Source organism: Streptomyces sp. NPDC033136, assembly GCF_055578235.1.
The window spans coordinates 75713-97512 of the sequence record NZ_JBVIPD010000026.1 but is presented as its reverse complement, the minus strand read 5'-3'; the positions used below and the strand labels follow the sequence as shown (position 1 = coordinate 97512).

Genomic DNA, 21800 nt, shown 5'->3' with positions numbered 1-21800 from the left:
ACGACACCCCTGCCCCCTGCGAAAGCGGAGTTGCCGCCATGCCGTCCAATGACGCCCGGATCCTGGCCCAGGCCGCCGTGCCCACGGCTGTCGTAGGTGTGACGGCTGCCGTCGTCGGCGCGGTGGCCGCGGGAGGCGACGGGGCCGTCGGCGCGGGGATCGCCACCGCCGTAGTGATCCTTTTCATGGGCGTGGGCCTCTATGTCCTGCAGTGGACCGCCCGGTCACTTCCCCATCTCTTCCAGGCGATGGGTCTGATGCTCTACATGGCGCAGATCCTCCTGCTGTTCGTCTTCATCGCGGTCTTCAAGGACACGACGCTGTTCGACCCCAAGGTCTTCGCCCTCACGCTGGTGGCCACCACCCTGACGTGGGTGGCCACGCAGGCGCGGGCCACCATGAAGGCCAAGATCCTTTACGTCGAGCCCGAATCCTCGGCCGAGCAGTCGGCCGAGAAAACAGGGCGCCCGGCGTGAGGCGTAGGGCCGGGACAAGGGCGCATGAGCGACCCTGCTATCGTCCGGTGCCAACTGCGGCATCGCGGGCGCGGGCATCTGAGCTGACGCCTGCTCGATCGCGAGGCTTGATGCCCCACAGCCGCCCCCACATCCGTAACACCAGTCCAGTGCCGACCCGCGGCTGTGCGCCGCGCCGACACAACGAGGTTGCCGTACCCATGCGTCACGCTGAAGGAGCCCGCGGTGAGTGCTGATCCGACGCAGGTGCTCGCCTTCGAGACCGACTGCCACATCTTCGATGGCTGTGGCTTCCCCTCTCCGGGCCTGCACTCGTTTCTGTTCGAGCCCCTGTGGGGCGACGCGGACAGCAGCCTGTACTTCAACAAGACGATGCTGCTGGCGCTGCTCGGCTCGGTTGTCGTGGTCGGCTTCTTCTGGGCGGCCTTCCGCAAGCCGCAGGTCGTTCCCGGCAAACTGCAGATGGTCGCCGAGGCGGGGTACGACTTCATCCGGCGCGGCATCGTGTACGAGACGATGGGCAAGAAGGAAGGCGAGAAGTACGTTCCGCTCGTCGTCGCACTGTTCTTCTTCGTCTGGATGATGAACCTCTGGTCGATCATTCCGGTCGCCCAGTTCCCGGTGACCTCGAGCATCGCGTACCCGATGGCGCTCGCGGCGATCGTCTACATCACTTGGGTCTCGCTGACCTTCAAGCGGCAGGGCTTCACCGGTGCCCTGAAGAACTTCACCGGCTACGACAAGTCGCTCGGTGGCGCGCTGCCGGTCGTCATGCTCATCGAGGCCTTCTCGAACCTGCTCGTGCGGCCGTTCACCCACGCCGTGCGACTCTTCGCGAACATGTTCGCGGGCCACATCCTGCTGCTGCTGTTCACCATCGCCAGCTGGTACCTGCTGAACGGCATCGGCATCGCCTACGCCAGTGTCTCGTTCGTGATGGTCATCGTGATGACCGCCTTCGAGCTCTTCATCCAGGCCCTGCAGGCATACGTCTTCGTCCTCCTGACCTGCACCTACATCCAGGGCGCGCTCGCCGAGCACCACTGAGCGTCCGTCCCCCTCCGAACCCCCAGTCACCCGGTGGCCAACACCCACCGGCCCGTGAAGAAAAGGAAGAACCTGGCATGTCCTACACCCTTGCGGCCGTCACCGGTTCGATCGCCTCCGTTGGCTACGGCATCGCCGCGTTCGGCCCCGGCATCGGCGTCGGCATCATCTTCGGCAAGGGCACCGAGGCCCTCGCCCGTCAGCCCGAGGCCGCCGGTCTGATCCGCGCCAACCAGATCCTCGGCTTCGCCTTCTGTGAGGCGCTCGCCCTCATCGGCCTGGTCATGCCGTTCGTCTACGGCCTGTGATCGTCTGATCCACGACCAGCTCACTCGACGAAAGGCCCTCTGATATGAGCCTACTGCTCACTATCGCGGCCGAGGGGGAAGCCCAGAACCCCCTCGTCCCGGAGATCCCCGAGGTCGTCATCGGCCTGCTCGCCTTCGTCATCGTCTTCGGCTTCCTCGCCAAGAAGCTCCTCCCGAACATCAACAAGGTTCTGGAGCAGCGCCGCGAGGCGATCGAGGGCGGGATGGAGAAGGCCGAGGCCGCCAGGACCGAGGCCCAGAGCGTGCTCGAGCAGTACAAGGCTCAGCTCGCCGAGGCCCGGCACGAGGCCGCGCGCCTGCGCCAGGAGGCGCAGGAGCAGGGCGCCGCGCTCATCGCCGAGATGCGTGCGGAGGGCCAGCGGCAGCGCGAGGAGATCGTCGCCGCCGGTCACGCCCAGATCGAGGCCGACCGCAAGGCCGCCGCTTCCGCGCTCCGCCAGGACGTCGGCAAGCTCGCCACCGACCTGGCCGGCAAGCTCGTCGGCGAGTCCCTCGAGGACCACGCCCGCCAGAGCCGCGTGATCGACCGGTTCCTCGACGAGCTCGAGGAGAAGGCCGAGGCCGGACGATGAACGGAGCGAGCCGCGAGGCCCTGGCAGCCGCACGAGAGCGTCTCGACGCGCTGACGGACTCCACGTCCGCCGACGCGGCGCGGCTCGCCGACGAGCTGGCCGCCGTCACCGCGCTGCTCGACCGCGAGGTGTCGCTGCGTCGGGTCCTCACCGACCCGGCGCAGGCCGGTCAGGCCAAGGCCGAACTGGCCCAGCGCCTGCTCGGCACCCAGGTCAGCGGCCCGGCCGCCGACCTGGTGGCCGGCATGGTGCGCTCCCGCTGGTCGCAGTCGCGCGACCTGGTGGACGCGCTGGAGACGCTGGCCAACGCCGCCGACCTCACCGCTGCCCAGCAGGCCGGCAAGCTCGACGACGTCGAGGACGAGCTGTTCCGGTTCGGCCGGATCGTCTCCGGCAGCACCGAGCTGCGTGCCGCGCTGACCGACCGCAAGGCCACCACCTCGGCCAAGGGCGAGCTGCTGCGCAGCCTGCTCGGGGGCAGGGCGCAGTCGGCCACCGAGCGTCTGGTGACGCGCCTCGTGACCGCGCCGCGGGGACGTAGCCTGGAGTCGGGACTGGAGTCCCTGTCCAAGCTCGCCGCCGACCGCCGGGACCGCATGGTGGCCGTCGTCACCTCGGCGGTGCCGCTGAGCGACCCGCAGAAGCAGCGCCTGGGCGCCGCCCTCGCGAAGCTCTACGGCCGCAAGATGCACCTCAACCTGGACGTGGATCCCGAGGTCCTCGGCGGAATCCGGGTGCAGGTCGGTGACGAGGTCATCAACGGCTCCCTCGCGGACCGTATCGAGGACGCCAGCCGCCGGCTCGCCGGCTGAGCAGCAACTCAATAGGCAGTACGTACTTACGACGGCCCTGGTTGGGCCGTGCAGAAGAATCCTGGGGGTCGCCCCCAGACCCCCAAAGTGAAACTTCGGGCCCAACAAGGAGAGCAGGGAACCCAGATGGCGGAGCTCACGATCCGGCCGGAGGAGATCCGGGACGCGCTGGAGAACTTCGTCCAGGCGTACAAGCCGGACGCGGCCTCGCGCGAGGAGGTCGGTACGGTCACCTTCGCCGGCGACGGTATCGCGAAGGTCGAGGGCCTGCCCTCGGTCATGGCCAACGAGCTGCTGAAGTTCGAGGACGGCAGCCTCGGTCTCGCCCTCAACCTCGAGGAGCGCGAGATCGGCTGCGTCGTCCTCGGCGAGTTCAGCGGCATCGAGGAGGGTCAGCCGGTCTCCCGTACCGGTGAGGTTCTCTCCGTCGCGGTGGGCGAGGGCTACCTCGGCCGCGTGGTGGACCCCCTCGGCAACCCGATCGACGGCCTCGGCGAGATCGAGACCGAAGACCGTCGCGCCCTGGAGCTTCAGGCCCCGGGCGTCATGGTCCGTAAGTCGGTGCACGAGCCGATGGAGACGGGCTACAAGGCCGTCGACGCGATGACCCCGATCGGCCGTGGCCAGCGTCAGCTGATCATCGGTGACCGCCAGACCGGCAAGACCGCCCTGGCCGTCGACACCATCATCAACCAGCGTGACAACTGGCGCTCGGGCGACCCGAACAAGCAGGTCCGCTGCATCTACGTCGCCATCGGCCAGAAGGGCTCCACGATCGCCGGTGTGCGCGGCGCTCTGGAGGAGGCCGGCGCGCTGGAGTACACGACCATCGTCGCCGCCCCGGCGTCCGACCCGGCCGGCTTCAAGTACCTGGCGCCGTACACCGGTTCGGCCATCGGCCAGCACTGGATGTACCAGGGCAAGCACGTCCTGATCATCTTCGACGACCTGTCGAAGCAGGCCGACGCCTACCGCGCCGTGTCGCTGCTGCTGCGCCGCCCGCCGGGCCGTGAGGCCTACCCGGGTGACGTCTTCTACCTGCACTCCCGGCTGCTGGAGCGCTGCGCGAAGCTCTCCGACGAGATGGGTGCGGGCTCGATGACCGGTCTGCCGATCGTCGAGACGAAGGCCAACGACGTCTCGGCGTTCATCCCGACCAACGTCATCTCCATCACCGACGGCCAGTGCTTCCTGGAGTCGGACCTGTTCAACGCCGGTCAGCGCCCCGCGCTGAACGTCGGTATCTCCGTCTCCCGCGTCGGTGGTTCCGCCCAGCACAAGGCGATGAAGCAGGTTTCCGGCCGTCTGCGCGTGGACCTCGCCCAGTTCCGTGAGCTGGAGGCGTTCGCCGCCTTCGGTTCCGACTTGGACGCCGCGTCCAAGGCGCAGCTGGAGCGCGGTCAGCGCATGGTCGAGCTGCTGAAGCAGGCGCAGTACCAGCCGATGGCCACCGAGGACCAGGTCGTCTCCGTCTGGGCCGGTACCACCGGCAAGATGGACGACGTCCCCGTCGCCGACATCCGCCGCTTCGAGAAGGAGCTGCTGGAGTACCTGCACCGCAAGGAGCAGGGCCTGATGACCTCCATCCGCGAGGGCGGCAAGATGTCCGACGACACCCTTCAGGCTGTCGCCGAGGCCATCGCGGAGTTCAAGAAGCAGTTCGAGACCTCCGACGGCAAGCTGCTCGGCGAGGACGCCCCGGCTGCCGGCAAGTGACGACGGAAGGGACCTGACTCATGGGAGCCCAGCTCCGGGTCTACAAGCGTCGCATCCGATCCGTCTCCGCGACCAAGAAGATCACCAAGGCGATGGAGATGATCGCCGCCTCGCGCGTCGTCAAGGCGCAGCGCAAGGTGGCGGCGTCCACGCCGTACGCGACCGAGCTCACCCGCGCGGTCACGGCGGTCGCCACCGGCTCTGACACCAAGCACCCGCTGACGACGGAGGCCGAGAACCCGACCCGCGCCGCGGTCCTGCTCCTCACGAGCGACCGCGGTCTGGCCGGCGCCTTCAACTCCAACGCCATCAAGGCCGCGGAGAAGCTCACGGCGAAGCTGGAGGCCGAGGGCAAGGAGGTCGACAGCTACATCGTCGGCCGCCGCGGTGTCGCCCACTACAACTTCCGCGAGCGCAAGATCGCGGAGTCGTTCACGGGCTTCACCGACGACCCGTCGTACGCGGACGCCAAGAAGGTCGCGGCCCCGCTGATCGAGGCCATCGAGACGGACACGGCCGAGGGCGGCGTGGACGAGCTCCACATCGTCTACACCGAGTTCGTGTCGATGATGACGCAGACGGCGATCGAGGCCCGGCTCCTGCCGCTCAGCCTCAAAGAGGTCGAGCAGACGGATACACCTGCCGCCGACGCGGCGGGCAAGCCCAAGGGCGAGATCCCCCCGCTGTTCGACTTCGAGCCCTCGGCGGAGGACGTCCTGGACGCCCTGCTGCCGCGTTACGTGGAGAGCCGCATCTACAACGCGCTGCTCCAGTCGGCCGCCTCCAAGCACGCCGCCACGCGGCGCGCGATGAAGTCGGCCACCGACAACGCCGGAGAGCTCATCGAGACGCTCACCCGGCTTGCCAACCAGGCCCGCCAGGCCGAAATCACCCAGGAAATCAGCGAGATCGTCGGTGGCGCCAGTGCCCTGGCCGACGCGACCGCGGGGAGTGACCGATAAATGACCACCACTGTTGAGCCGACCGCTCCTGCTGGCGTGGCCACTGGCCGCGTCGCGCGGGTCATCGGCCCGGTCGTCGACGTGGAGTTCCCCGTCGACGCGATGCCGGAGATCTACAACGCCCTGCACGTCGAGGTCGCCGACCCGGCGCTGGCGGGCGAGAAGAAGACGCTGACCCTCGAGGTCGCCCAGCACCTGGGTGACGGCCTGGTCCGCGCCATCTCCATGCAGCCCACCGACGGTCTGGTCCGCCAGGCCTCGGTGACCGACACCGGAGCGGGCATCTCCGTCCCGGTCGGCGACTTCACCAAGGGCAAGGTGTTCAACACCCTCGGTGAGGTGCTGAACAGCGACGAGACCTACGACGGTGAGCGCTGGTCCATCCACCGCAAGGCCCCCGCGTTCGACCAGCTCGAGTCGAAGACCGAGATGTTCGAGACGGGCCTGAAGGTCGTCGACCTGCTCACCCCGTACGTCAAGGGCGGCAAGATCGGTCTGTTCGGTGGTGCCGGTGTCGGCAAGACCGTGCTGATCCAGGAAATGATCATGCGTGTCGCCAACCTCCACGAGGGCGTCTCCGTCTTCGCGGGCGTCGGTGAGCGCACCCGTGAGGGCAACGACCTCATCGCGGAGATGGAAGAGTCCGGCGTTCTGGACAAGACCGCCCTGGTCTTCGGTCAGATGGACGAGCCCCCGGGCACCCGTCTGCGCGTGGCCCTGGCCGGCCTGACGATGGCGGAGTACTTCCGTGACGTCCAGAAGCAGGACGTGCTGTTCTTCATCGACAACATCTTCCGCTTCACCCAGGCCGGTTCCGAGGTGTCGACCCTGCTCGGCCGTATGCCCTCCGCGGTGGGCTACCAGCCGAACCTGGCCGACGAGATGGGCACCCTCCAGGAGCGCATCACCTCGACCCGTGGTCACTCGATCACCTCGATGCAGGCGATCTACGTCCCCGCGGACGACCTGACCGACCCGGCCCCGGCCACCACCTTCGCCCACCTCGACGCGACGACGGTGCTGTCCCGTCCGATCTCCGAGAAGGGCATCTACCCGGCCGTGGACCCGCTGGACTCCACGTCCCGGATCCTCGACCCGCGGTACATCTCGGCGGAGCACTACAACGCCGCGATGCGTGTGAAGAACATCCTGCAGAAGTACAAGGACCTGCAGGACATCATCGCGATCCTCGGTATCGACGAGCTCGGCGAGGAGGACAAGCTCGTCGTCCACCGTGCCCGTCGCGTGGAGCGCTTCCTGTCCCAGAACACCCACGCTGCCAAGCAGTTCACCGGCGTGGACGGTTCGGACGTGCCGCTGGACGAGTCGATCTCCGCGTTCAACGCGATCTGCGACGGCGAGTACGACCACTTCCCGGAGCAGGCGTTCTTCATGTGCGGTGGTCTCGAGGACCTGAAGAAGAACGCGAAGGAGCTGGGCGTCTCCTGAGCCTCGTGCTCATGACAGAGGGGGCGGGCGCGTCCCGCCCCCTCTGCCACGCCCATTAGACTTGTAACCAACACCCGGCACTCCCGCCGGGTGGTGACCCGAGGAGCCACCCTTGGCTGCTGAGCTGCACGTCGCGCTGGTCGCGGCCGACCGTGAGGTCTGGTCCGGCCAGGCCACCCTGGTCGTCGCGCGCACCACGTCCGGCGACATCGGCGTCATGCCCGGTCACCAGCCGCTGCTCGGTGTGCTGGAGTCGGGCCCGGTGACCATCCGTACGAGCGAGGGCGGCACGGTCGTCGCCGCGGTCCACGGCGGATTCATCTCGTTCGCGGACGACAAGCTCTCCCTGCTGGCCGAGATCGCCGAGCTGTCGGACGAGATCGACGTCCATCGCGCCGAGCAGGAGCTGGAGCGCGCGAAGGCGGAGGAAAACGCGGAGGCCCAGCGCCGCGCGGACGTCCGGCTGCGGGCTGCGACGGCGGCGCGCTGACTCCGTCCACCGTGTGATGACGTCACTCAGCCGCGGCTGGGTACCGGAGAGATCCGGACCCAGCCGCGGCTGAGGCGGATGTGGGTGATTTTTACGTTCCGTTACCTAGGAGACGAGGAGGTCGGTGTCGATGGTCCTCGCTCTGACTGTGTGCGGAATCGTGGTGGCTCTCGTGGTGGTGGGACTGTTCGTCTTCGGTCTGCGCCGCCGGCTCATCCAGCGCTCGGGCGGTACCTTCGACGCGAGCCTGCGCTGGGACACCCCGGCCGAGGGCGACACCAACGGCAAGGGCTGGGCGTACGGGGTGGCCCGGTACAACGGCGACCGCGTCGAGTGGTTCCGCGTCTTCTCCTACTCGCCGCGCCCGCGCCGCATCCTGGAGCGGTCCGCGATCGAGGTGGCCGGCCGCCGGGTCCCTCAGGGCGAGGAGGAGCTGGCGCTGCTCTCCGACCATGTGATCCTTGCCTGTCTGCACCGGGGCACGCGTCTGGAGCTCGCGATGAGCGAGGACGCGCTGACCGGTTTCCTCGCGTGGCTCGAGGCAGCCCCGCCCGGACAGCGAGTGAATGTGGCGTAGTCACATTCACTCGCCGAATGTTTTTACGACAGCCCGTTGTCGATCGCTGTCACCAGCTCCCCGTTTCCGGTGTCTCCGCTGAACTCCCAGAAGAACGCTCCGCCGAGCCCCTGGGACTTCGCCCACGCCATCTTCGAGCCGATGGTGGCCGGAGTGTCGTACGACCACCAGTTGCTGCCGCAGTGGGCGTACGCCGTGCCCGCGACGGTGCCGGTGGCCGGGCAGGAGCTCTTCAGGACCTTGTAGTCCTCGATGCCCGCCTCGTACGTGCCGGGAGCCGCGCCGGTCGCCGATCCGCCCGGGGCGGACTGGGTGACACCGGTCCAGCCGCGGCCGTAGAAGCCGATGCCGAGCAGGAGCTTGGCGGACGGGACGCCCTTCGCCTTCAGCTTCGCGATGGCGTCGGCCGAGTTGAAGCCCGCCTGCGGGATGCCGGGGTACGAGGTGAGCGGCGAGTGCGGGGCGGTCGGGCCGTCCTTGTCGAAGGCGCCGAAGTAGTCGTACGTCATCACGTTGTACCAGTCGAGGTACCGGGCGGCGCCGCCGTAGTCGGCCGCGTCGATCTTGCCGCCCGACGAGCCGTCGGCGGTGATGGCCGCGGTGACCAGGTAGTCCGGTCCGAACTCGGCGCGCAGTGCCTGCGAGAGGTTCCTGAAGGCCGCAGGTCCTGAGGTGTCGCAGGTCAGGCCGCAGGCGTTCGGGTACTCCCAGTCGATGTCGATGCCGTCGAAGACGTCGGCCCAGCGCGGGTCCTCCACGACGGCCTTGCAGGACCTGGCGAACGCGGCCGCGTTCTGCGCCGCCTGGCCGAAGCCGCCGGAGTAGGTCCAGCCGCCGAAGGAGTACAGCACCTTGATGTGCGGGTACTTCGCCTTCAGCTGGCGCAGCTGGTTGAAGTTCCCGCGCAGCGGCTGGTCCCAGGTGTCGGCGGTGCCGCTGACGGACTGGTCGGCGGTGTAGGCCTTGTCGTAGGCGGCGTAGGTGTCGTCGACGGTGCACTGACCGTTCTTGACGTTGCCGAACGCGTAGTTGATGTGGGTGATCTTCGACGCGGAGCCGGACGTCACCAGGTTCTTGACGTGGTAGTTGCGGCCGTAGACACCCCACTCGGTGAAGTAGCCGAGCTTGATCTTGTCGCCGGTGGGCGGGGGCTCCTCGGTGCCGCCGGTGGTGCGGACCCTGACCGAGCCACTGACCGGGCCGGTCTGGTCGGCGGTGTCGCGGGCCCGGACCGAGTAGGAGTAGTCGGTGCCCTTCGTCAGGCCGGTGTCCGTGTACGACGTGGTCGTCACGGTGGCGACCTTGGTCCCGTCGCGCAGGACGTCGTAGTTCCTGACGCCCTTGTCGTCGGTGGCGGCGGACCAGGTCAGCTTCACCGAGGTGTCGGTGATGCCGGACGCGGTGGGGGTGCCGGGGGCGCCCGGCGCGCTGTCTCCGGGCTCGGTGGTGCCGCCGTCGCAGCTGCCGCCGTTGAGCTCGCAGTGGGCGGGGGAGCCGGATCCGGTGCCGTTGAAGCCGAAGGTGACGGAGGCGCCGGGGGCGAGGGTGCCGTTCCAGGACTTGTTCTTCGCGGTCCAGTGAGTGCCGGAGGAGGTGACGTCGGCGTCCCAGGAGGAGGTGACGGACGTGCCGGAGGGGAAGTCCCACTCGACGGTCCAGGAGCTGAGGGTGGTGGTGCCAGTATTCTTCACCGTCCACTTGCCCTCGAAGCCGGAGCCCCAGTCCTGGGTCTTGGCGTAGGTGGCGGTGGCGGACGTGGCGGCCTGGGCCGGGCTCGCCAGGCCGACGAGACCGGCCAGGGGGAGCAACAGGCTCGCGAACCCTGCCGCGGCTCTGTGTCTGAAGCGCATGCTGCGCCTCCTTGATGGAGTTGTGGGGGGCGTGACTGAGCCTCACGCCACTCATGGTGCGGTGAGAATAGAAAGGTCTGTACCACCGGTCAATAGGTCTGGACCATCGTGACCCACGGTGATCAGCGGCCCGGTCAGATCCCCAACTCCTGCGCGAGCACCGCCGCTTGCACCCGGCTGCGCAGCTCCAGCTTCCCCAGCAGACGGCTGACGTGGGTCTTCACGGTCGCCTCGGCCATGTCGAGCCGCTCGGCGATGCCCGCGTTGGACAGGCCCTCGCCCAGACAGGACAGCACCTCCCGCTCGCGCGGGGTCAGCCGGTCGAGGACGGCCGGGTCGGCCGCAGGCGTCCGCGCGGGCCTCGCGGCGAACTCCGCGATCAGCCGCCGCGTGACCGCCGGGGCGATCAGCCCCTCCCCGCGCGCGACCGTCCGCACGGCCTCCAGCAGCTCCCTCGCCTCGGTGTTCTTCAGCAGGAAGCCGGACGCGCCCGCGCGCAGCGCCCCGAAGACGTACTCGTCGAGATCGAAGGTGGTCAGCACCAGTACGTCCGCGAGCCCTTCCGCGACCACCTGCCGGGTCGCCGACACCCCGTCCAGACGCGGCATCTGCACGTCCATCAGCACCAGGTCCGGCCGCAGCTCGCGGGCCAGCGCCACCGCCTGCTCGCCGTCCGCCGCCTCGCCGGCCACCTCGATGTCGGGCGCGCTGCGCAGGATGAGGACCAGGCCGGAACGGACGGCCGACTGGTCCTCGGCGACCAGGACGCGGATCATGCGGGGTCTCCTTCGACGGTGTCGTGCACGGGGAGGGCGGCGCGTACGGCCCAGATCTTGCCGTCGGCCGACTCCTCGGGGCCGGCCTCGAACATGCCGTCCAGCAGGGCGGTGCGCTCGCGCATGCCGATGAGCCCGGCGCCCGAGCCGGGGGCGCTCGGCTGGTCCCGGTCACCGTAAGGGCTGGTCACCGAGACGGTCAGCGCACCGTCCTGGCGGGCGAGGGCGACGGTGACCCGGCCGGGCCCGGCGTGCTTGAGGGCGTTGGTGAGGGACTCCTGCACGATGCGGTAGGCGGCGAGTTCGACGGGTGCGGGGACCGTGCCGTGCGCGGCGTCGAGGGCGACGTCGAGGCCGTTGGCGCGGGCGCCCTCGACCAGGGCGCCGAGTCCGTCGAGGGTGGGGGCGATGGGGGTACCTCCCTGCTCGAGCGAAGCCGAGAGCCTGGGGGACGGCTCGACGTCGCCGCTGGAGTCGCGGAGGATCCCGATCAGCCGCCGCATCTCCGCGAGCCCCTCGACGCTGTTCTCACGGATGACGGCCAGGGCGTCCTGGGAGGTCTTCGAGTCCGCCAGGGAGAGCGCGGCGGTGGAGTGGATGGCGATCGCCGACAGGTGGTTGGCGACCATGTCGTGCAGTTCGCGGGCCATCCGGGCGCGTTCGGCGGTGACCGCCTGGGTGCGGTCCATCTCGGCGAGCAGCGCGGTCTGCTCGGCGCGCAGCCGGGCCGCCTCCGCGGCCTCACGGTGGTTGCGGACGATCAGGCCGGTGGAGGAGGGGCCGAACGTCACGAGGCCGGTGATCACGCCGATCAGCAGCGCCTCCGGCTCGCGCCACAGCGCGAACGGCACCACGGCCCCGGCCAGCGAGAGCAGCCCGGTGATCCGCGGGATGCGGCGGGCCGAGGCGGGCGGGCCGTACAGGACGGCCGCGTACATGAGGTCGGTGTACATCAGGACCGTGACCAGGTTGCCCTGGGTGACGGTGTCCAGGGCGATCGCGGCCGTGCCGGTCAGCAGGGCGGTGCGCGGGGAGGTCCGGCGCAGCAGCTCGCAGCCGGCCATGACGAGGAGCGGCAGCAGGACCGGCCAGCGGCCCGGCAGCAGCACGTACGGTTCGGTGTGCGGGCGGGTGGCCAGACCGACGCCCCAGAGCAGCAGCCCGCCGAGCAGGCCGCCGAGCGCGACGTAGACGTCGAAGCGGTGCGGGCGGGGGAGTCGTGCGGCCATGGCCACCATCCAACACGGCCGTCGTGCCCTGCGCGTGGACCCCGCGAAGGGTCCCTCGCTGCATCTTTCGATGTACCGCGGGTTCGTCAGCCGCGACGACGATTCCGGCCGCGCCGAACGGGAGCCTGGAAGGGTGACCGAGAGGAGCGAATCGTGATCGTCGCGTTGATCGCCGCCTGTGAGATCGGCTTCTGGGTACTGCTGGCGGCCGGGCTGGCCTTCCGCTACCTGCTGCGCATGCCGCGTACGGGGCTGGCGCTGCTGCTGTGCGAGCCGCTGCTGGAGGTCGTCCTGCTGGTCGCCACCGCGCTGGACCTGAGGAACGGCGCGGATCCGAACTGGACGCACGGGCTGGCCGCGCTGTACATCGGCTACACCGTCGGTCACGGCCACCGCACCGTGAAGTGGCTCGACGGCCACGCGGCCCACCGCCTCGGCGGCGCCCCGCCGCCACCGCGACCCCCGCGCTCCGGCACGGCCCGGGCCCGCCACGAGGCCAAGGTCTGGACGGGCACGCTGGTGGGCGCCGCCGTCGCGACGGTGCTGCTCCAACTCGCCATCTGGTACGTGGACGACCCGAGCCGTGTCACGTCCCTGGAGAGCTGGCGCTACGTGGCCTGGCGTGCTGCGGGGATCCACGGCCTGATCGCGTTGAGCTACTGGATCTGGCCGCGGAAGGCTCCGGAGGGTGAGCCGGAGGTCGCGCTGGAGAAGGAGAGGGCGCACCGATGAGCAAGGCCCGCGGGAACCTGGTGGAAGGGATCGTCACCTTCGTGATCGGCCTCGGGTTGTGGCTGTTCACCGGCGACGTGGAGGTCCCCGTGGTCACCCTCACCAAGGTCGGCGTCGTGATGATGTGCGCCGGCGGCGTGCTGGTCGCCGCCGGGCTGTGGCAGGGGGCGCGGCGCGGGACCTGAGCGCGGCCTGCCCGGTGCGGGTGTGTCGTGGCTGGGCGCGCGGTTCCCCGCGCCCCTTGGGGACGAGGCTTCAGCGCTCCCCGCCCGGCACCCACAGCACGTCCCCGACCTGCTTGTTCGCCGTCCTCGCGAGGATGAACAGGAGGTCGGAGAGGCGGTTGAGGTAGGTGGCCGTCAGCGGGTTCATGACCTCGCCGTGGACCTCCAGGGCCGCCCAGGTCGAGCGCTCCGCCCGGCGGACCACCGTGCAGGCCTGGTGGAGGAGGGCCGCGCCGGGGGTGCCGCCCGGCAGGATGAAGGAGCGGAGCTTCTCCAGCTCTTCGTTGAAGCGGTCGCAGTCCGCCTCCAGCTTGTCGATGTAGAACTGCTCGACCCGCAGGGGCGGGAACTCCGGGTTCTCCACCACCGGTGTCGACAGGTCCGCACCCACGTCGAACAGGTCGTTCTGCACACGGGTGAGGACCTTGACGACCTCCTCGACCAGGCCGCCCAGCGCGATCGCCGTGCCGATCACCGCGTTCGCCTCGTTGGCGTCGGCGTACGCGGAGATCCGCAGGTCGGTCTTGGCGACCCGGCTCATGTCACCGAGGGCGGTCGTGCCCTGGTCGCCGGTCCTGGTGTAGATGCGCGTCAGATTGACCATGCGGCCAGCCTAGTGCCGCGGCAGGCAGCGTTTTGCCCGTCAAGGAGCGGCGTCCGGTGCGGCGAGAGTGCGTGCCGGGCGTCGCGACGGGGCGAACGTTGCCTGCCGCGGCACTGGTTGGACTCCCGCGGTTCGGAACACGCGTCTGCCCACTGTCACGGACAGGGCCGTGAGCCCGACGGCCACCAGGACGCCGTACAGCATGTGCGCCGTCGCGTAGCTGCCGGCGTGCGCCGGGCAGCGGGGTCGGCAGGCCCGGTGACGCGCATGCGCTCGACCACGCCGTGGCCCTTCGGGCTGATGATCGAGAAGTCCGCGGACGAGGCCCCGAACCGGGACGATCGCGGACGTGGCGGAAGCGGCCGACGTCTCCTTGAACACCGTCGTCCTGTCGCGATCGGCCGCGAGATGACCAAGGGGCGCAACCCGGGCGAAGTGTCAGGGGAGGTGCTCGTCCTCCTCGACGCCATCGAGGAGCTGTTGAGCGAGAAGGTGCTCAACTGCGTCGTCCGAGGCGGCGCGTGACGCGTGTCTCACGTCGTGAGACGTGAAACGCGTTACTAAGCGCTCACACACACTCTCACGAGCGCTAGTCTCCGCCCGAGAGGCAGACATAAGCAGCGCGTCAGGGGAGTCGCACAGTGGCACGGAAGCTCGCCGTCATCGGAGCCGGCCTCATGGGATCCGGCATCGCCCAGGTCTCCGCACAGGCGGGCTGGGAGGTGGTCCTGCGTGATGTCACCGACGAGGCGCTGGCGCGGGGCACCGACGGCATCAAGGCGTCGTACGACAAGTTCGTCGCCAAGGGCAAGCTGGAGGCGCACGACGCCGACGCCGCCCTCGCCCGCATCACCGCGACCACAGACCTGGACGCCTGCGCGGACGCGGATGTCGTCGTCGAGGCCGTGTTCGAGAAGCTCGAGGTCAAGCACGAGATCTTCCGCGCCCTCGACAAGATCGTGAAGGACGAGGCGATCCTCGCCTCCAACACCTCCGCCATCCCGATCACCAAGATCGCGGCCGCGACGGAGCGTCCCGAACGGGTCGTCGGCACGCACTTCTTCTCGCCGGTGCCGATGATGCAGCTGTGCGAACTGGTCCGCGGCTACAAGACCAGCGACGAAACCCTCGCCGCGGCCCGGGAGTTCGCCGAGTCGGTCGGCAAGACCTGCATCGTCGTCAACCGTGACGTCGCCGGCTTCGTGACGACCCGTCTCATCTGTGCCCTGGTCGTCGAGGCGGCGAAGCTGCAGGAGTCGGGCGTGGCGAGCGCCGAGGACATCGACCTGGCCTGCAAGCTGGGCTTCGGTCACGCCATGGGCCCGCTGGCGACGGCGGACCTGACGGGCGTCGACATCCTGCTGCACGCCACGAACAACATCTACACCGAGTCCCAGGACGAGAAGTTCGCGCCCCCCGAGTCGATGCGCCGGATGGTTGACGCCGGTGACATCGGACGCAAGAGCGGGCAGGGCTTCTACAAGCACTGAAACCGCACACGCCCCGGGGTTGTCACTCCCCGGGGTGAATTCGGTATCGGTTCGCTTACAACAAGCAACCTCTGCGTCCTCCACGCAGTCAGAGGTTGCATCACCGGCATCAGAACGCGGAGCACGAGACGCACGCACGGGAGCACATATGTACATCAGGGGCGACCACGCCGAGCTGGTCGTCGGGGGCCGCCTCGACGTCCGGAGCGCGGCGGACGCCCGTACGGTTCTGCACTCGGCCGTCGACGACGGAGTCGGCGATCTCGTGCTCGACCTGTCCGAACTGGACTCCTGGGACGCCACCGGACTGGGGGTGATCATGGGAGCCCACCGGCGGGCCGGCCGCTGCGGCCGGCGCCTGGTGCTGCGCGGTGTCCCGCCGCAGATGCAGCGCCTGCTGGTGGCCACCCGCCTGCACCGGATCCTGGCGATCGAAGGGGGCATCGGGGTGGAGACACTGCCCCGGGTGTGAGGCCCCGTACGGGTGTGAACCGGGCGACCGGGGAGACCCGGGCGGACGTCGTCGAATCGTGCGACGCGCACAATCCTCACGAGACCGTGACGTTACGGACGGCGCGGTACCCCGGACTGTCGTAGATACTGTGCGAAGGTTTAGGGTTCGGCTGCCCGCTGCCTTGCCACCCTTCAAGCGGGCCCGGACCAGAAGCGACAGCGCGGTGTGCAGCAAGGCCGGGAGGGGCTTTTCCAGGCACACACACGCTTTTGGGGGGCTTGACCTATGGACCCGAACAACCGGGGACCCGAGGAGTACGGCCAGGACGGCGACGGCGGGACGCCGCGCCAGCGCCCTCCCAGGGACTCCCTCACACCGGACTTCGCACAGCACGCGCCCGCGCTCGCCCGCACGGTGCAGCTCGTCTCCGGCGACTTCCTGCTGACCGTCAACCCCGTCGACGGCAGCGAGATAGAGGCCTGCCCGCCCGCCGAGCGGCCCGCCCGGCCCGTGAAGCTCACCGCGGCCGAGCGCGCCGAGGCCGACCGCGCGGCCCGGCCGCCCGTCCCGCCCGGCCCCGCGCAGCCCGCGCTGCCGCTGCTGGCCCGCCAGGACGAACGCGAGCGCCTGGTGCGCCTGCTCGCCCGCGGCCGCTCCGTCCGCCTCACCGGCCCCGCCGGGTCCGGCCGCACCCGCCTCCTCGACCTCGTCGCCGAGGACTGCTCGGACCTCGCCCCCGACGGCGTCGTCCGCCTCAACGGCTTCGGCCGCACCTCCGCCGACCTGCTGTACGACCTGTTCCACGCGGTGTACAACGCCCCCCTGCACCGCCCGGACCGGGACGGACTGCTCACCCACGTCCGTGACATCGGCGCGGTCGTCGTCCTCGACGACCTGGAGTTCGGCGGCGCTGCGCTCGACGAGCTGCTGGAGGCCACCCCCGAGTGCGCCTTCCTGCTGGCCTCCACCCCGCAGGTGCCGGCTCCCTCCGCCGACGCCGCCATCGAGGAGGTCTCCCTCGGCGGTCTGGAACGCGCGGACGGCCTCGACCTGCTGGAGCACGCCGTCGGCAGGTCTCTCACCGAGGAGGAGTCCAACTGGGCGGGCGACCTCTGGTTCGAGTCCGAGGGCCTGCCCCTGCGCTTCGTCCAGGCCGGTGCCCTGCTCCGGCAGCGCGACCGGCTGCGCGCCGGCACCAGCGCCGTCGACGAGTTCGGCGTCTTCGAGGACACGCCCCCGGCCGACGCCTACGACCCCGCCGACGGTGACGACGTACCGCTGCCGGCCCTCGGTGAGGCCGCCGCGCCCGCCCCGCTGCTCGCCTCCCGGCTGAGCGCCTCCGCGCGCGCCACCCTGCGCTTCGCCGTCGCCCTCGGCGGCGAGGTCCCGCACCAGGCGCATCTGCCCGCCCTGGTCGGCGACACCCACGCGGACGCCGCACTCGGCGAACTGGCCGCCTGCGGCCTCGTCTCCCCGGTCGGCTCCCGCTACCGGCTCGCCGCGGGCGTCCCGGCCCAGCTGGAGGCCGCCGGGTACGCCGACGAGGCAGAGGCCTGCGCCCGCAGCGCCGCCCAGCACTACTCCTGGTGGGCAGGGCACCCTTCCGTCACTCCGGAGCGCGTGTGCGCCGAGGCCGACGCGGTCCTCGCCGCGCTGGGCGTCCTCGCCCCGCTCACCCGCCCGCCCGCCGAGGGCGAGGAGAGCGCGGCCGTGCACCTGGCGCGCACCGCCGCACCCGCGTTCGCCGCAGGACTGCACTGGAGCGCCTGGCAACGGATCCTGCGGTCCGGCGCCGAGGCCGCCCGGCTCGCCGGGGACGTCGCCGAAGAGGCCTACTTTCACCACGAGCTCGGCATCCTCGCCCTGTGCGAGGGCCGGCTCGACCGGGCCCGGGCCGAGCTGGAGGCCTCCATCGGCCTGCGCGGTGCCCTCGCCGACAAGCGCGGCACGGTCGCCGGACGCCGTGCCCTGGCCCTGGTCGCCGACCGCTCGGGCACGCCGATCGGGCTCGGGCCGACCGCCGGGGAGGAGGTGCCCGACGCCCGGTACGAGGAGTCGGCGTCGCCGGCCGGCGGTGTCCCGGCGGCCTTCCCGACGCTGCAGCCGCCCTCGTCCCCGGCCCTCGTCACGCACGGTAGCCCGCTCGCGCCCTCGCGCAAGGCCCGGGCCGGTCTCAGGGGCCTGGCCCGGCGCAACCTGGTGGCCGCGGGCGCCGGTGCCCTGCTCGTCGCCGTGCTCGGCACGGTGGTGACGCTCGGTGCCACCTCCGACAACGACCCGAACCCGCCGTCGGAACAGGTCGGCGTCAACCCGTCCGCCAGCCCGGGCGCCGACGACGGCAGCCTGGGTGCCGACCGCCCGGTCAGCGACAGCAACGGCGACACGGGCCCGGCGACCGGCCGCCCGACCGACCCGGGTCCGGACGGCTCGCTCGGCACGTCGGACGACCCGACGCCGACGGACGAGCCGAGCGGTTCGCAGAACCCGAGCGACCCGGCGGAGACGTCCGAGCCTCCGACGTCCTCGAAGTCGCCGTCCCCGTCCAAGCCGCCGACGACGTCCAGGCCCCCCACGACGACCAAGCCGCCGCCGACGACCACCAAGCCGCCCACCTCACAGTCGCCGACCTCCGAGCCGTCCACCTCCGAGCCGCCGACGCCCGACCCGTCGTCGTCGCCGTCCACGTCGGTCTCGGCGAGCGGTCCCGCCTCCAGCGCTCCCGCCAGCGCCACGGCGAGCGCGCCGGAGAGCGGCGCGGGGACGCCGAGCACGTCGCCGATGGTGATCTGACGGCCCTCCACACAGCAGGGCCGGGTCCGCTCCGCGGACCCGGCCCTTTCGTCGTGAGGAGCGTGTGGTCAGAACAGGCGCAGCTTGTCGTCCTCGATGCCGCGCAGGGCGTCGTAGTCGAGGACCTGGCAGCCGATGCCCCGGTCGGTGGCGAGGACGCGGGCCTGGGGCTTGATCTCCTGGGCGGCGAAGACACCGCGCACCGGGGCCAGATGGGGATCGCGGTTCAGCAGCTCCAGATAGCGCGTCAGCTGCTCCACGCCGTCGATCTCACCGCGCCGCTTGATCTCCACCGCGACGGTCCTGCCGTCGGCGTCCCGGCACAGGATGTCGACCGGCCCGATGGCCGTCGGATACTCGCGGCGGATGAGCGTGTAGCCCTCGCCGAGTGTCTCGATGCGGTCGGCGAGCAGCTCCTGCAGGTGCGCTTCCACGCCGTCCTTGATCAGGCCCGGATCGACGCCCAGTTCGTGCGAGGAGTCGTGGAGGACTTCCTCCATCGTGATGATGAGCTTCTCGCCCGCCTTGTTGACGACGGTCCAGACGCCCCCGGCGCCGTCGGAGTCACCGGGCTCCTCCTTCAGGGTGCAGGGCGGCGACATCCAGTTCAGGGGCTTGTAGGCCCGGTCGTCGGCGTGGATCGAGACGCTGCCGTCCGCCTTCACCAGGATCAGGCGCGGGGCCGAGGGAAGGTGGGCGGTGAGCCGCCCGGCGTAGTCCACGGAGCAGCGGGCAATGACGAGACGCATGGTCGGCAACGCTACTCGACGGGTGCCTGTCGACGCGATTCGCCCTGGAAAACGCATGTTCGGTAATGGCCGATTGTGTGCATGGTGTGCTCAATGAGAGTGCCTCATCTGCGCATTTTCCTGGTGCGGTCACCGTCCGTTGCTTACGGTATGGACGGGAGGTCGCGATGTGTGTACGCAGCGTGTCCGGTGTCGCGAACTCTCTTATCTGTCCGGCAACCCCTGCTCGTTGGGGGTGCGAGAGGAGAACTCATGTCGCTCGACGTCTCACCGGCCCTACTCGAACAGGCCGAGCGAGGCGAGGTCGACGAAGCGGAATTCGTCGACTGCGTCCGGACCTCCCTGCCCTATGCGTGGGAGATGATCAGCTCCCTGGTGGTTCAGCTGAAGGTGGACGGCGGTGCGTTCGCCGACAACCAGACGCCTCCGCCGGACGAGCGGGCACGCGGTCAGTTGCTGCGTGCACTCGCGAGTGACGCGATACGCGGCGCGCTGCAACGGCACTTCGGTGTGCGCCTGGCCTTCCAGAACTGCCACCGGGTGGCCGTGTTCCCGCTTGACTCCTCGGTCGACGAGACGCTGACCCGCTTCACCTCGGTCCGCAGTCAGGTGCGGAATCAGTCACCCGAGTTCCGGGACTGCTGACGCAGCGCCGCTTGCTTGCCGCTCCGTACGCGGGAGGTGCAGTTCTGTACCGGAGCGGCAGGCACGCCGTCGACATCCCCGGCAGCCCGAAGTCCCGTGCGTCGCAGGGTCGTTCCCCGGCGCCCGGTTCGCTCAGCGGAGTTGGGGGAGCACCTCGGCGCCGAGCCGCCGTACGTTCTCCTCGGTCGCCGCCAGGTCCCCGGAGCCCTCGACGAGCAGGGCGAAGCGGGAGATGCCGGTCCGCTCGCTGGTCGCCGCCAGCCGGTCGGCGCAGAGCCGCGGCGTGCCCACCGGGTGCAGCCCGCAGAGCAGTTCGGTGTACGCCAGCGGGTCGCGCATCCGGCGTGTGCGCCCGTCGACCGTGACATGCGCCTCCAGGCCCTGCTTCAGCCAGCCCGGCATCGCCTTCATCAGCGTCTCGGCCGCGTCGACCCGCCGGTCCGCGATCTGGCAGACACCGGCCGACACATGGGCGGCGTCGCGGATCTCCTCCGCCGGCCGGCTCGCCCGCGCGTGCCGCCGCCACAGCGCGACCATCTCCGCCTTCTCCTCGTCCCCCACGTGCATCCCGAGCAACATCGGCAGCCCGCGCTCGGCGGCCAGCCGGACACTCGCCGGCGACGTGCAGGCCACGACCAGCTCGGGACCCGCGACCTCGGTCAGGGCCTCCGACGGCCGGGGAACCACCGGGACTTCACGGAAGCGGAAGCGCTCCCCGTCCGCCGCCACGGACGGCTCGCGCAGCCAGCGCACCAGGATCTCCAGGGCCTCCGGGAACCCCTTCTCGTACGCCTCCAGGCCCGCGCCGAACACCTCCAGGTCGACCCACGGGCCGCCGCGGCCGACGCCGAGCGTGAAACGGCCGCCGCTCGTGTGGTGCAGCAGCGCGGCCTGTTCACCGAGGGCCACGGGGTGGGCGGTGGGCAGCACGCTGACCGCCGTACCGACCCGGACCCGACGGGTGCGGCCCAGCAGTAAGGCGGCCAGGGTGATGGCCGACGGGCAGGTGCCGTACGGCACGAAGTGATGCTCGGCCAGCCAGACCGTGTCAAGGCCGGACTCCTCGGCCACCTCGGCCGAGCGAACCGCCCGGTGCAGCGCCTCTCCCTCGCCCTGACCGGGGAACTGGGCCGCCAACACGAAACTTCCAACGCGCATTGCTTTCCCGCTTCCTTGGCTCCGACACGGAGCTCCCCCACAGCGCATAACCGTCTGACACGTGCCGAGGACACGGCCGGGCGGAGTATTTTGCGGATTGTCTGCAGAATCGGGCGCTCCGCGGGGGACCCGGGGAGACCCCGCGGGAAGGGCCCAGGGGGAGGCGCCGGCCTCGCCCGGCGAGCACCTTGTGACGATCCGCGCTGTACGCGTACCCCCGTGCGCGCCGCGTAGGCTGGTCGCGGCCCGTGCTCCCTGTATAGCCCCGAGAGGTGTCCCGTGTCCCCGCGTCGCAACCGACCCAAGGGCGCCGGATCGTCCGGCCGGACCACCGAGGACGACCGCGGCCGTTACGGCGGCTGGCAGTCCTCGGAGAGCTGGCAGGGCGAGAGCTGGAGCGTGCGGCACGTGGCCGGCGCGAGCGCACAGGGCAAGTCGTACCGCTGCCCCGGCTGCGACCAGATGATCCCGGACGGGGTGCCGCACGTGGTGGCCTGGTCCGAGCACACGGGCGTCGACGACCGGCGGCACTGGCACAAGGCCTGCTGGAACGCGCGGGACCGGGGGGAACCAGGGGGGGGGGGGGGGCGGGGAAAAACAAGGGGGTGGGGGGGGGTAAAAGCCCCACCTTTCCCACGACAAGAAAGAGGGGGAGGGAGAGGCGGAGGT

22 protein-coding genes and 3 pseudogenes are annotated in these 21800 nt (G+C 70.3%); 18 read left to right on the top strand and 7 right to left on the bottom strand.

The window, feature by feature from the left end; translation table 11 throughout:
* The first annotated feature begins 38 nt into the window (after positions 1-38).
* From ACZ5TL_RS33795 to ACZ5TL_RS33750, 10 genes are all read left to right on the top strand, one after another.
* Positions 39-476, top strand: coding sequence for a hypothetical protein (locus ACZ5TL_RS33795; RefSeq protein ID WP_468594622.1), 438 nt, complete (start codon positions 39-41; stop codon positions 474-476).
* Positions 477-701: 225 nt separating this feature from the next.
* Positions 702-1523: a F0F1 ATP synthase subunit A gene (atpB, locus tag ACZ5TL_RS33790; RefSeq protein WP_468594621.1), complete on the top strand. Its 822-nt coding sequence runs from the start codon at positions 702-704 to the stop codon at positions 1521-1523.
* Between the two features lie 77 nt (positions 1524-1600).
* Positions 1601-1831, top strand: coding sequence for an ATP synthase F0 subunit C (gene atpE, locus ACZ5TL_RS33785; protein WP_468594620.1), 231 nt, complete (start codon positions 1601-1603; stop codon positions 1829-1831).
* Positions 1832-1875: 44 nt separating this feature from the next.
* On the top strand, positions 1876-2424 hold the full coding sequence (locus ACZ5TL_RS33780) for a F0F1 ATP synthase subunit B (protein WP_468594619.1): 549 nt from the start codon (positions 1876-1878) through the stop codon (positions 2422-2424).
* Positions 2421-3236 (top strand): F0F1 ATP synthase subunit delta, encoded by an 816-nt coding sequence (locus ACZ5TL_RS33775; RefSeq protein WP_468594618.1) that lies wholly within the window; start codon positions 2421-2423, stop codon positions 3234-3236. The genes ACZ5TL_RS33780 and ACZ5TL_RS33775 overlap by 4 nt, the downstream gene beginning before the upstream one ends.
* Positions 3237-3362: 126 nt before the next feature.
* Entirely contained in the window at positions 3363-4952 is a 1590-nt protein-coding gene (gene atpA / locus ACZ5TL_RS33770) for a F0F1 ATP synthase subunit alpha (protein ID WP_468594617.1), read from the top strand.
* A 20-nt stretch (positions 4953-4972) separates the two neighbouring features.
* On the top strand, positions 4973-5914 hold the full coding sequence (locus ACZ5TL_RS33765) for a F0F1 ATP synthase subunit gamma (protein ID WP_468594616.1): 942 nt from the start codon (positions 4973-4975) through the stop codon (positions 5912-5914).
* Positions 5915-7363, top strand: a complete 1449-nt coding sequence (gene atpD, locus ACZ5TL_RS33760; protein ID WP_468594615.1) for a F0F1 ATP synthase subunit beta — start codon at positions 5915-5917, stop codon at positions 7361-7363.
* Positions 7364-7475: 112 nt separating this feature from the next.
* Positions 7476-7853, top strand: a complete 378-nt coding sequence (locus ACZ5TL_RS33755) for a F0F1 ATP synthase subunit epsilon (RefSeq protein ID WP_468594614.1) — start codon at positions 7476-7478, stop codon at positions 7851-7853.
* A 130-nt stretch (positions 7854-7983) separates the two neighbouring features.
* Entirely contained in the window at positions 7984-8430 is a 447-nt protein-coding gene (locus ACZ5TL_RS33750; RefSeq protein ID WP_468594613.1) for a DUF2550 domain-containing protein, read from the top strand.
* A gap of 23 nt (positions 8431-8453) precedes the next feature.
* On the opposite strand, the gene ACZ5TL_RS33745 is transcribed toward ACZ5TL_RS33750, so the two are convergent.
* The 3 genes from ACZ5TL_RS33745 to ACZ5TL_RS33735 form a co-directional block, all read right to left on the bottom strand.
* Positions 8454-10280 carry a glycosyl hydrolase family 18 protein gene (locus ACZ5TL_RS33745; RefSeq protein WP_468594612.1) on the bottom strand — a complete coding sequence of 609 codons (1827 nt, stop codon included), beginning with the start codon at positions 10278-10280 and terminating at the stop codon, positions 8454-8456.
* Positions 10281-10414: 134 nt separating this feature from the next.
* Positions 10415-11056 (bottom strand): response regulator, encoded by a 642-nt coding sequence (locus tag ACZ5TL_RS33740; RefSeq protein ID WP_468594611.1) that lies wholly within the window; start codon positions 11054-11056, stop codon positions 10415-10417.
* Positions 11053-12285: a sensor histidine kinase gene (locus ACZ5TL_RS33735; protein ID WP_468594610.1), complete on the bottom strand. Its 1233-nt coding sequence runs from the start codon at positions 12283-12285 to the stop codon at positions 11053-11055. The genes ACZ5TL_RS33740 and ACZ5TL_RS33735 overlap by 4 nt, the downstream gene beginning before the upstream one ends.
* A gap of 153 nt (positions 12286-12438) precedes the next feature.
* Here ACZ5TL_RS33735 and ACZ5TL_RS33730 point away from each other — a divergent pair, with 153 nt between their 5' ends.
* Positions 12439-13017, top strand: coding sequence for a hypothetical protein (locus ACZ5TL_RS33730; protein WP_468594609.1), 579 nt, complete (start codon positions 12439-12441; stop codon positions 13015-13017).
* Entirely contained in the window at positions 13014-13202 is a 189-nt protein-coding gene (locus tag ACZ5TL_RS33725; protein WP_468594608.1) for a DUF5708 family protein, read from the top strand. Before ACZ5TL_RS33730 ends, ACZ5TL_RS33725 begins: the two co-directional genes overlap by 4 nt.
* A 70-nt stretch (positions 13203-13272) precedes the next feature.
* Here ACZ5TL_RS33725 and ACZ5TL_RS33720 read toward each other — a convergent pair whose 3' ends face one another.
* Both ACZ5TL_RS33720 and ACZ5TL_RS33715 read right to left on the bottom strand, forming a co-directional pair.
* Positions 13273-13845 (bottom strand): cob(I)yrinic acid a,c-diamide adenosyltransferase, encoded by a 573-nt coding sequence (locus ACZ5TL_RS33720; protein ID WP_468594607.1) that lies wholly within the window; start codon positions 13843-13845, stop codon positions 13273-13275.
* A gap of 123 nt (positions 13846-13968) precedes the next feature.
* A pseudogene (locus ACZ5TL_RS33715) lies at positions 13969-14079 on the bottom strand (ABC transporter permease); the annotation flags it as partial.
* A 159-nt stretch (positions 14080-14238) separates the two neighbouring features.
* Here ACZ5TL_RS33715 and ACZ5TL_RS33710 point away from each other — a divergent pair.
* The 4 genes and pseudogenes from ACZ5TL_RS33710 to ACZ5TL_RS33695 all read left to right on the top strand — a co-directional run.
* Positions 14239-14370, top strand: a pseudogene (locus ACZ5TL_RS33710) (TetR/AcrR family transcriptional regulator); the annotation flags it as partial.
* Between the two features lie 116 nt (positions 14371-14486).
* Entirely contained in the window at positions 14487-15335 is an 849-nt protein-coding gene (locus tag ACZ5TL_RS33705; protein WP_468594606.1) for a 3-hydroxyacyl-CoA dehydrogenase family protein, read from the top strand.
* A 148-nt stretch (positions 15336-15483) separates the two neighbouring features.
* Positions 15484-15807, top strand: a complete 324-nt coding sequence (locus ACZ5TL_RS33700) for an STAS domain-containing protein (protein WP_030246483.1) — start codon at positions 15484-15486, stop codon at positions 15805-15807.
* Positions 15808-16074: 267 nt separating this feature from the next.
* Positions 16075-18579 (top strand): ATP-binding protein, encoded by a 2505-nt coding sequence (locus tag ACZ5TL_RS33695; RefSeq protein WP_468594605.1) that lies wholly within the window; start codon positions 16075-16077, stop codon positions 18577-18579.
* A gap of 68 nt (positions 18580-18647) precedes the next feature.
* On the opposite strand, the gene nucS is transcribed toward ACZ5TL_RS33695, so the two are convergent.
* Positions 18648-19328, bottom strand: a complete 681-nt coding sequence (gene nucS / locus ACZ5TL_RS33690; protein WP_468594604.1) for an endonuclease NucS — start codon at positions 19326-19328, stop codon at positions 18648-18650.
* 252 nt (positions 19329-19580) lie between these two features.
* Between nucS and ACZ5TL_RS33685 the strand changes: the two genes are divergently transcribed.
* A complete protein-coding gene (locus ACZ5TL_RS33685) occupies positions 19581-19973 on the top strand; it encodes an SCO5389 family protein (RefSeq protein WP_468594603.1) in 393 nt (130 codons plus the stop codon).
* A gap of 132 nt (positions 19974-20105) precedes the next feature.
* Here the strand turns inward: ACZ5TL_RS33685 and ACZ5TL_RS33680 are convergent, their stop codons facing one another.
* On the bottom strand, positions 20106-21131 hold the full coding sequence (locus ACZ5TL_RS33680) for an LLM class flavin-dependent oxidoreductase (RefSeq protein ID WP_468594602.1): 1026 nt from the start codon (positions 21129-21131) through the stop codon (positions 20106-20108).
* 279 nt (positions 21132-21410) lie between these two features.
* Here ACZ5TL_RS33680 and ACZ5TL_RS33675 point away from each other — a divergent pair.
* Positions 21411-21695: pseudogene (locus ACZ5TL_RS33675) on the top strand (ATP/GTP-binding protein); the annotation flags it as partial.
* Positions 21696-21800: the final 105 nt, after the last annotated feature.

What these genes read in the sequence shown, in the direction of transcription:
- ACZ5TL_RS33795 (WP_468594622.1), top strand. Translation starts at nt 39, where the DNA reads ATGCCGTCCAATGACGCCCGGATCCTGGCCCAGGCCGCCGTGCCCACG.
- atpE (WP_468594620.1), top strand. Translation starts at nt 1,601, where the DNA reads ATGTCCTACACCCTTGCGGCCGTCACCGGTTCGATCGCCTCCGTTGGC.
- ACZ5TL_RS33780 (WP_468594619.1), top strand. Translation starts at nt 1,876, where the DNA reads ATGAGCCTACTGCTCACTATCGCGGCCGAGGGGGAAGCCCAGAACCCC.
- ACZ5TL_RS33775 (WP_468594618.1), top strand. Translation starts at nt 2,421, where the DNA reads ATGAACGGAGCGAGCCGCGAGGCCCTGGCAGCCGCACGAGAGCGTCTC.
- atpA (WP_468594617.1), top strand. Translation starts at nt 3,363, where the DNA reads ATGGCGGAGCTCACGATCCGGCCGGAGGAGATCCGGGACGCGCTGGAG.
- ACZ5TL_RS33765 (WP_468594616.1), top strand. Translation starts at nt 4,973, where the DNA reads ATGGGAGCCCAGCTCCGGGTCTACAAGCGTCGCATCCGATCCGTCTCC.
- atpD (WP_468594615.1), top strand. Translation starts at nt 5,915, where the DNA reads ATGACCACCACTGTTGAGCCGACCGCTCCTGCTGGCGTGGCCACTGGC.
- ACZ5TL_RS33750 (WP_468594613.1), top strand. Translation starts at nt 7,984, where the DNA reads ATGGTCCTCGCTCTGACTGTGTGCGGAATCGTGGTGGCTCTCGTGGTG.
- ACZ5TL_RS33745 (WP_468594612.1), bottom strand. Translation starts at nt 10,280, where the DNA reads ATGCGCTTCAGACACAGAGCCGCGGCAGGGTTCGCGAGCCTGTTGCTC.
- ACZ5TL_RS33740 (WP_468594611.1), bottom strand. Translation starts at nt 11,056, where the DNA reads ATGATCCGCGTCCTGGTCGCCGAGGACCAGTCGGCCGTCCGTTCCGGC.
- ACZ5TL_RS33735 (WP_468594610.1), bottom strand. Translation starts at nt 12,285, where the DNA reads ATGGCCGCACGACTCCCCCGCCCGCACCGCTTCGACGTCTACGTCGCG.
- ACZ5TL_RS33725 (WP_468594608.1), top strand. Translation starts at nt 13,014, where the DNA reads ATGAGCAAGGCCCGCGGGAACCTGGTGGAAGGGATCGTCACCTTCGTG.
- ACZ5TL_RS33720 (WP_468594607.1), bottom strand. Translation starts at nt 13,845, where the DNA reads ATGGTCAATCTGACGCGCATCTACACCAGGACCGGCGACCAGGGCACG.
- ACZ5TL_RS33700 (WP_030246483.1), top strand. Translation starts at nt 15,484, where the DNA reads ATGTACATCAGGGGCGACCACGCCGAGCTGGTCGTCGGGGGCCGCCTC.
- ACZ5TL_RS33695 (WP_468594605.1), top strand. Translation starts at nt 16,075, where the DNA reads ATGGACCCGAACAACCGGGGACCCGAGGAGTACGGCCAGGACGGCGAC.
- nucS (WP_468594604.1), bottom strand. Translation starts at nt 19,328, where the DNA reads ATGCGTCTCGTCATTGCCCGCTGCTCCGTGGACTACGCCGGGCGGCTC.
- ACZ5TL_RS33685 (WP_468594603.1), top strand. Translation starts at nt 19,581, where the DNA reads ATGTCGCTCGACGTCTCACCGGCCCTACTCGAACAGGCCGAGCGAGGC.
- ACZ5TL_RS33680 (WP_468594602.1), bottom strand. Translation starts at nt 21,131, where the DNA reads ATGCGCGTTGGAAGTTTCGTGTTGGCGGCCCAGTTCCCCGGTCAGGGC.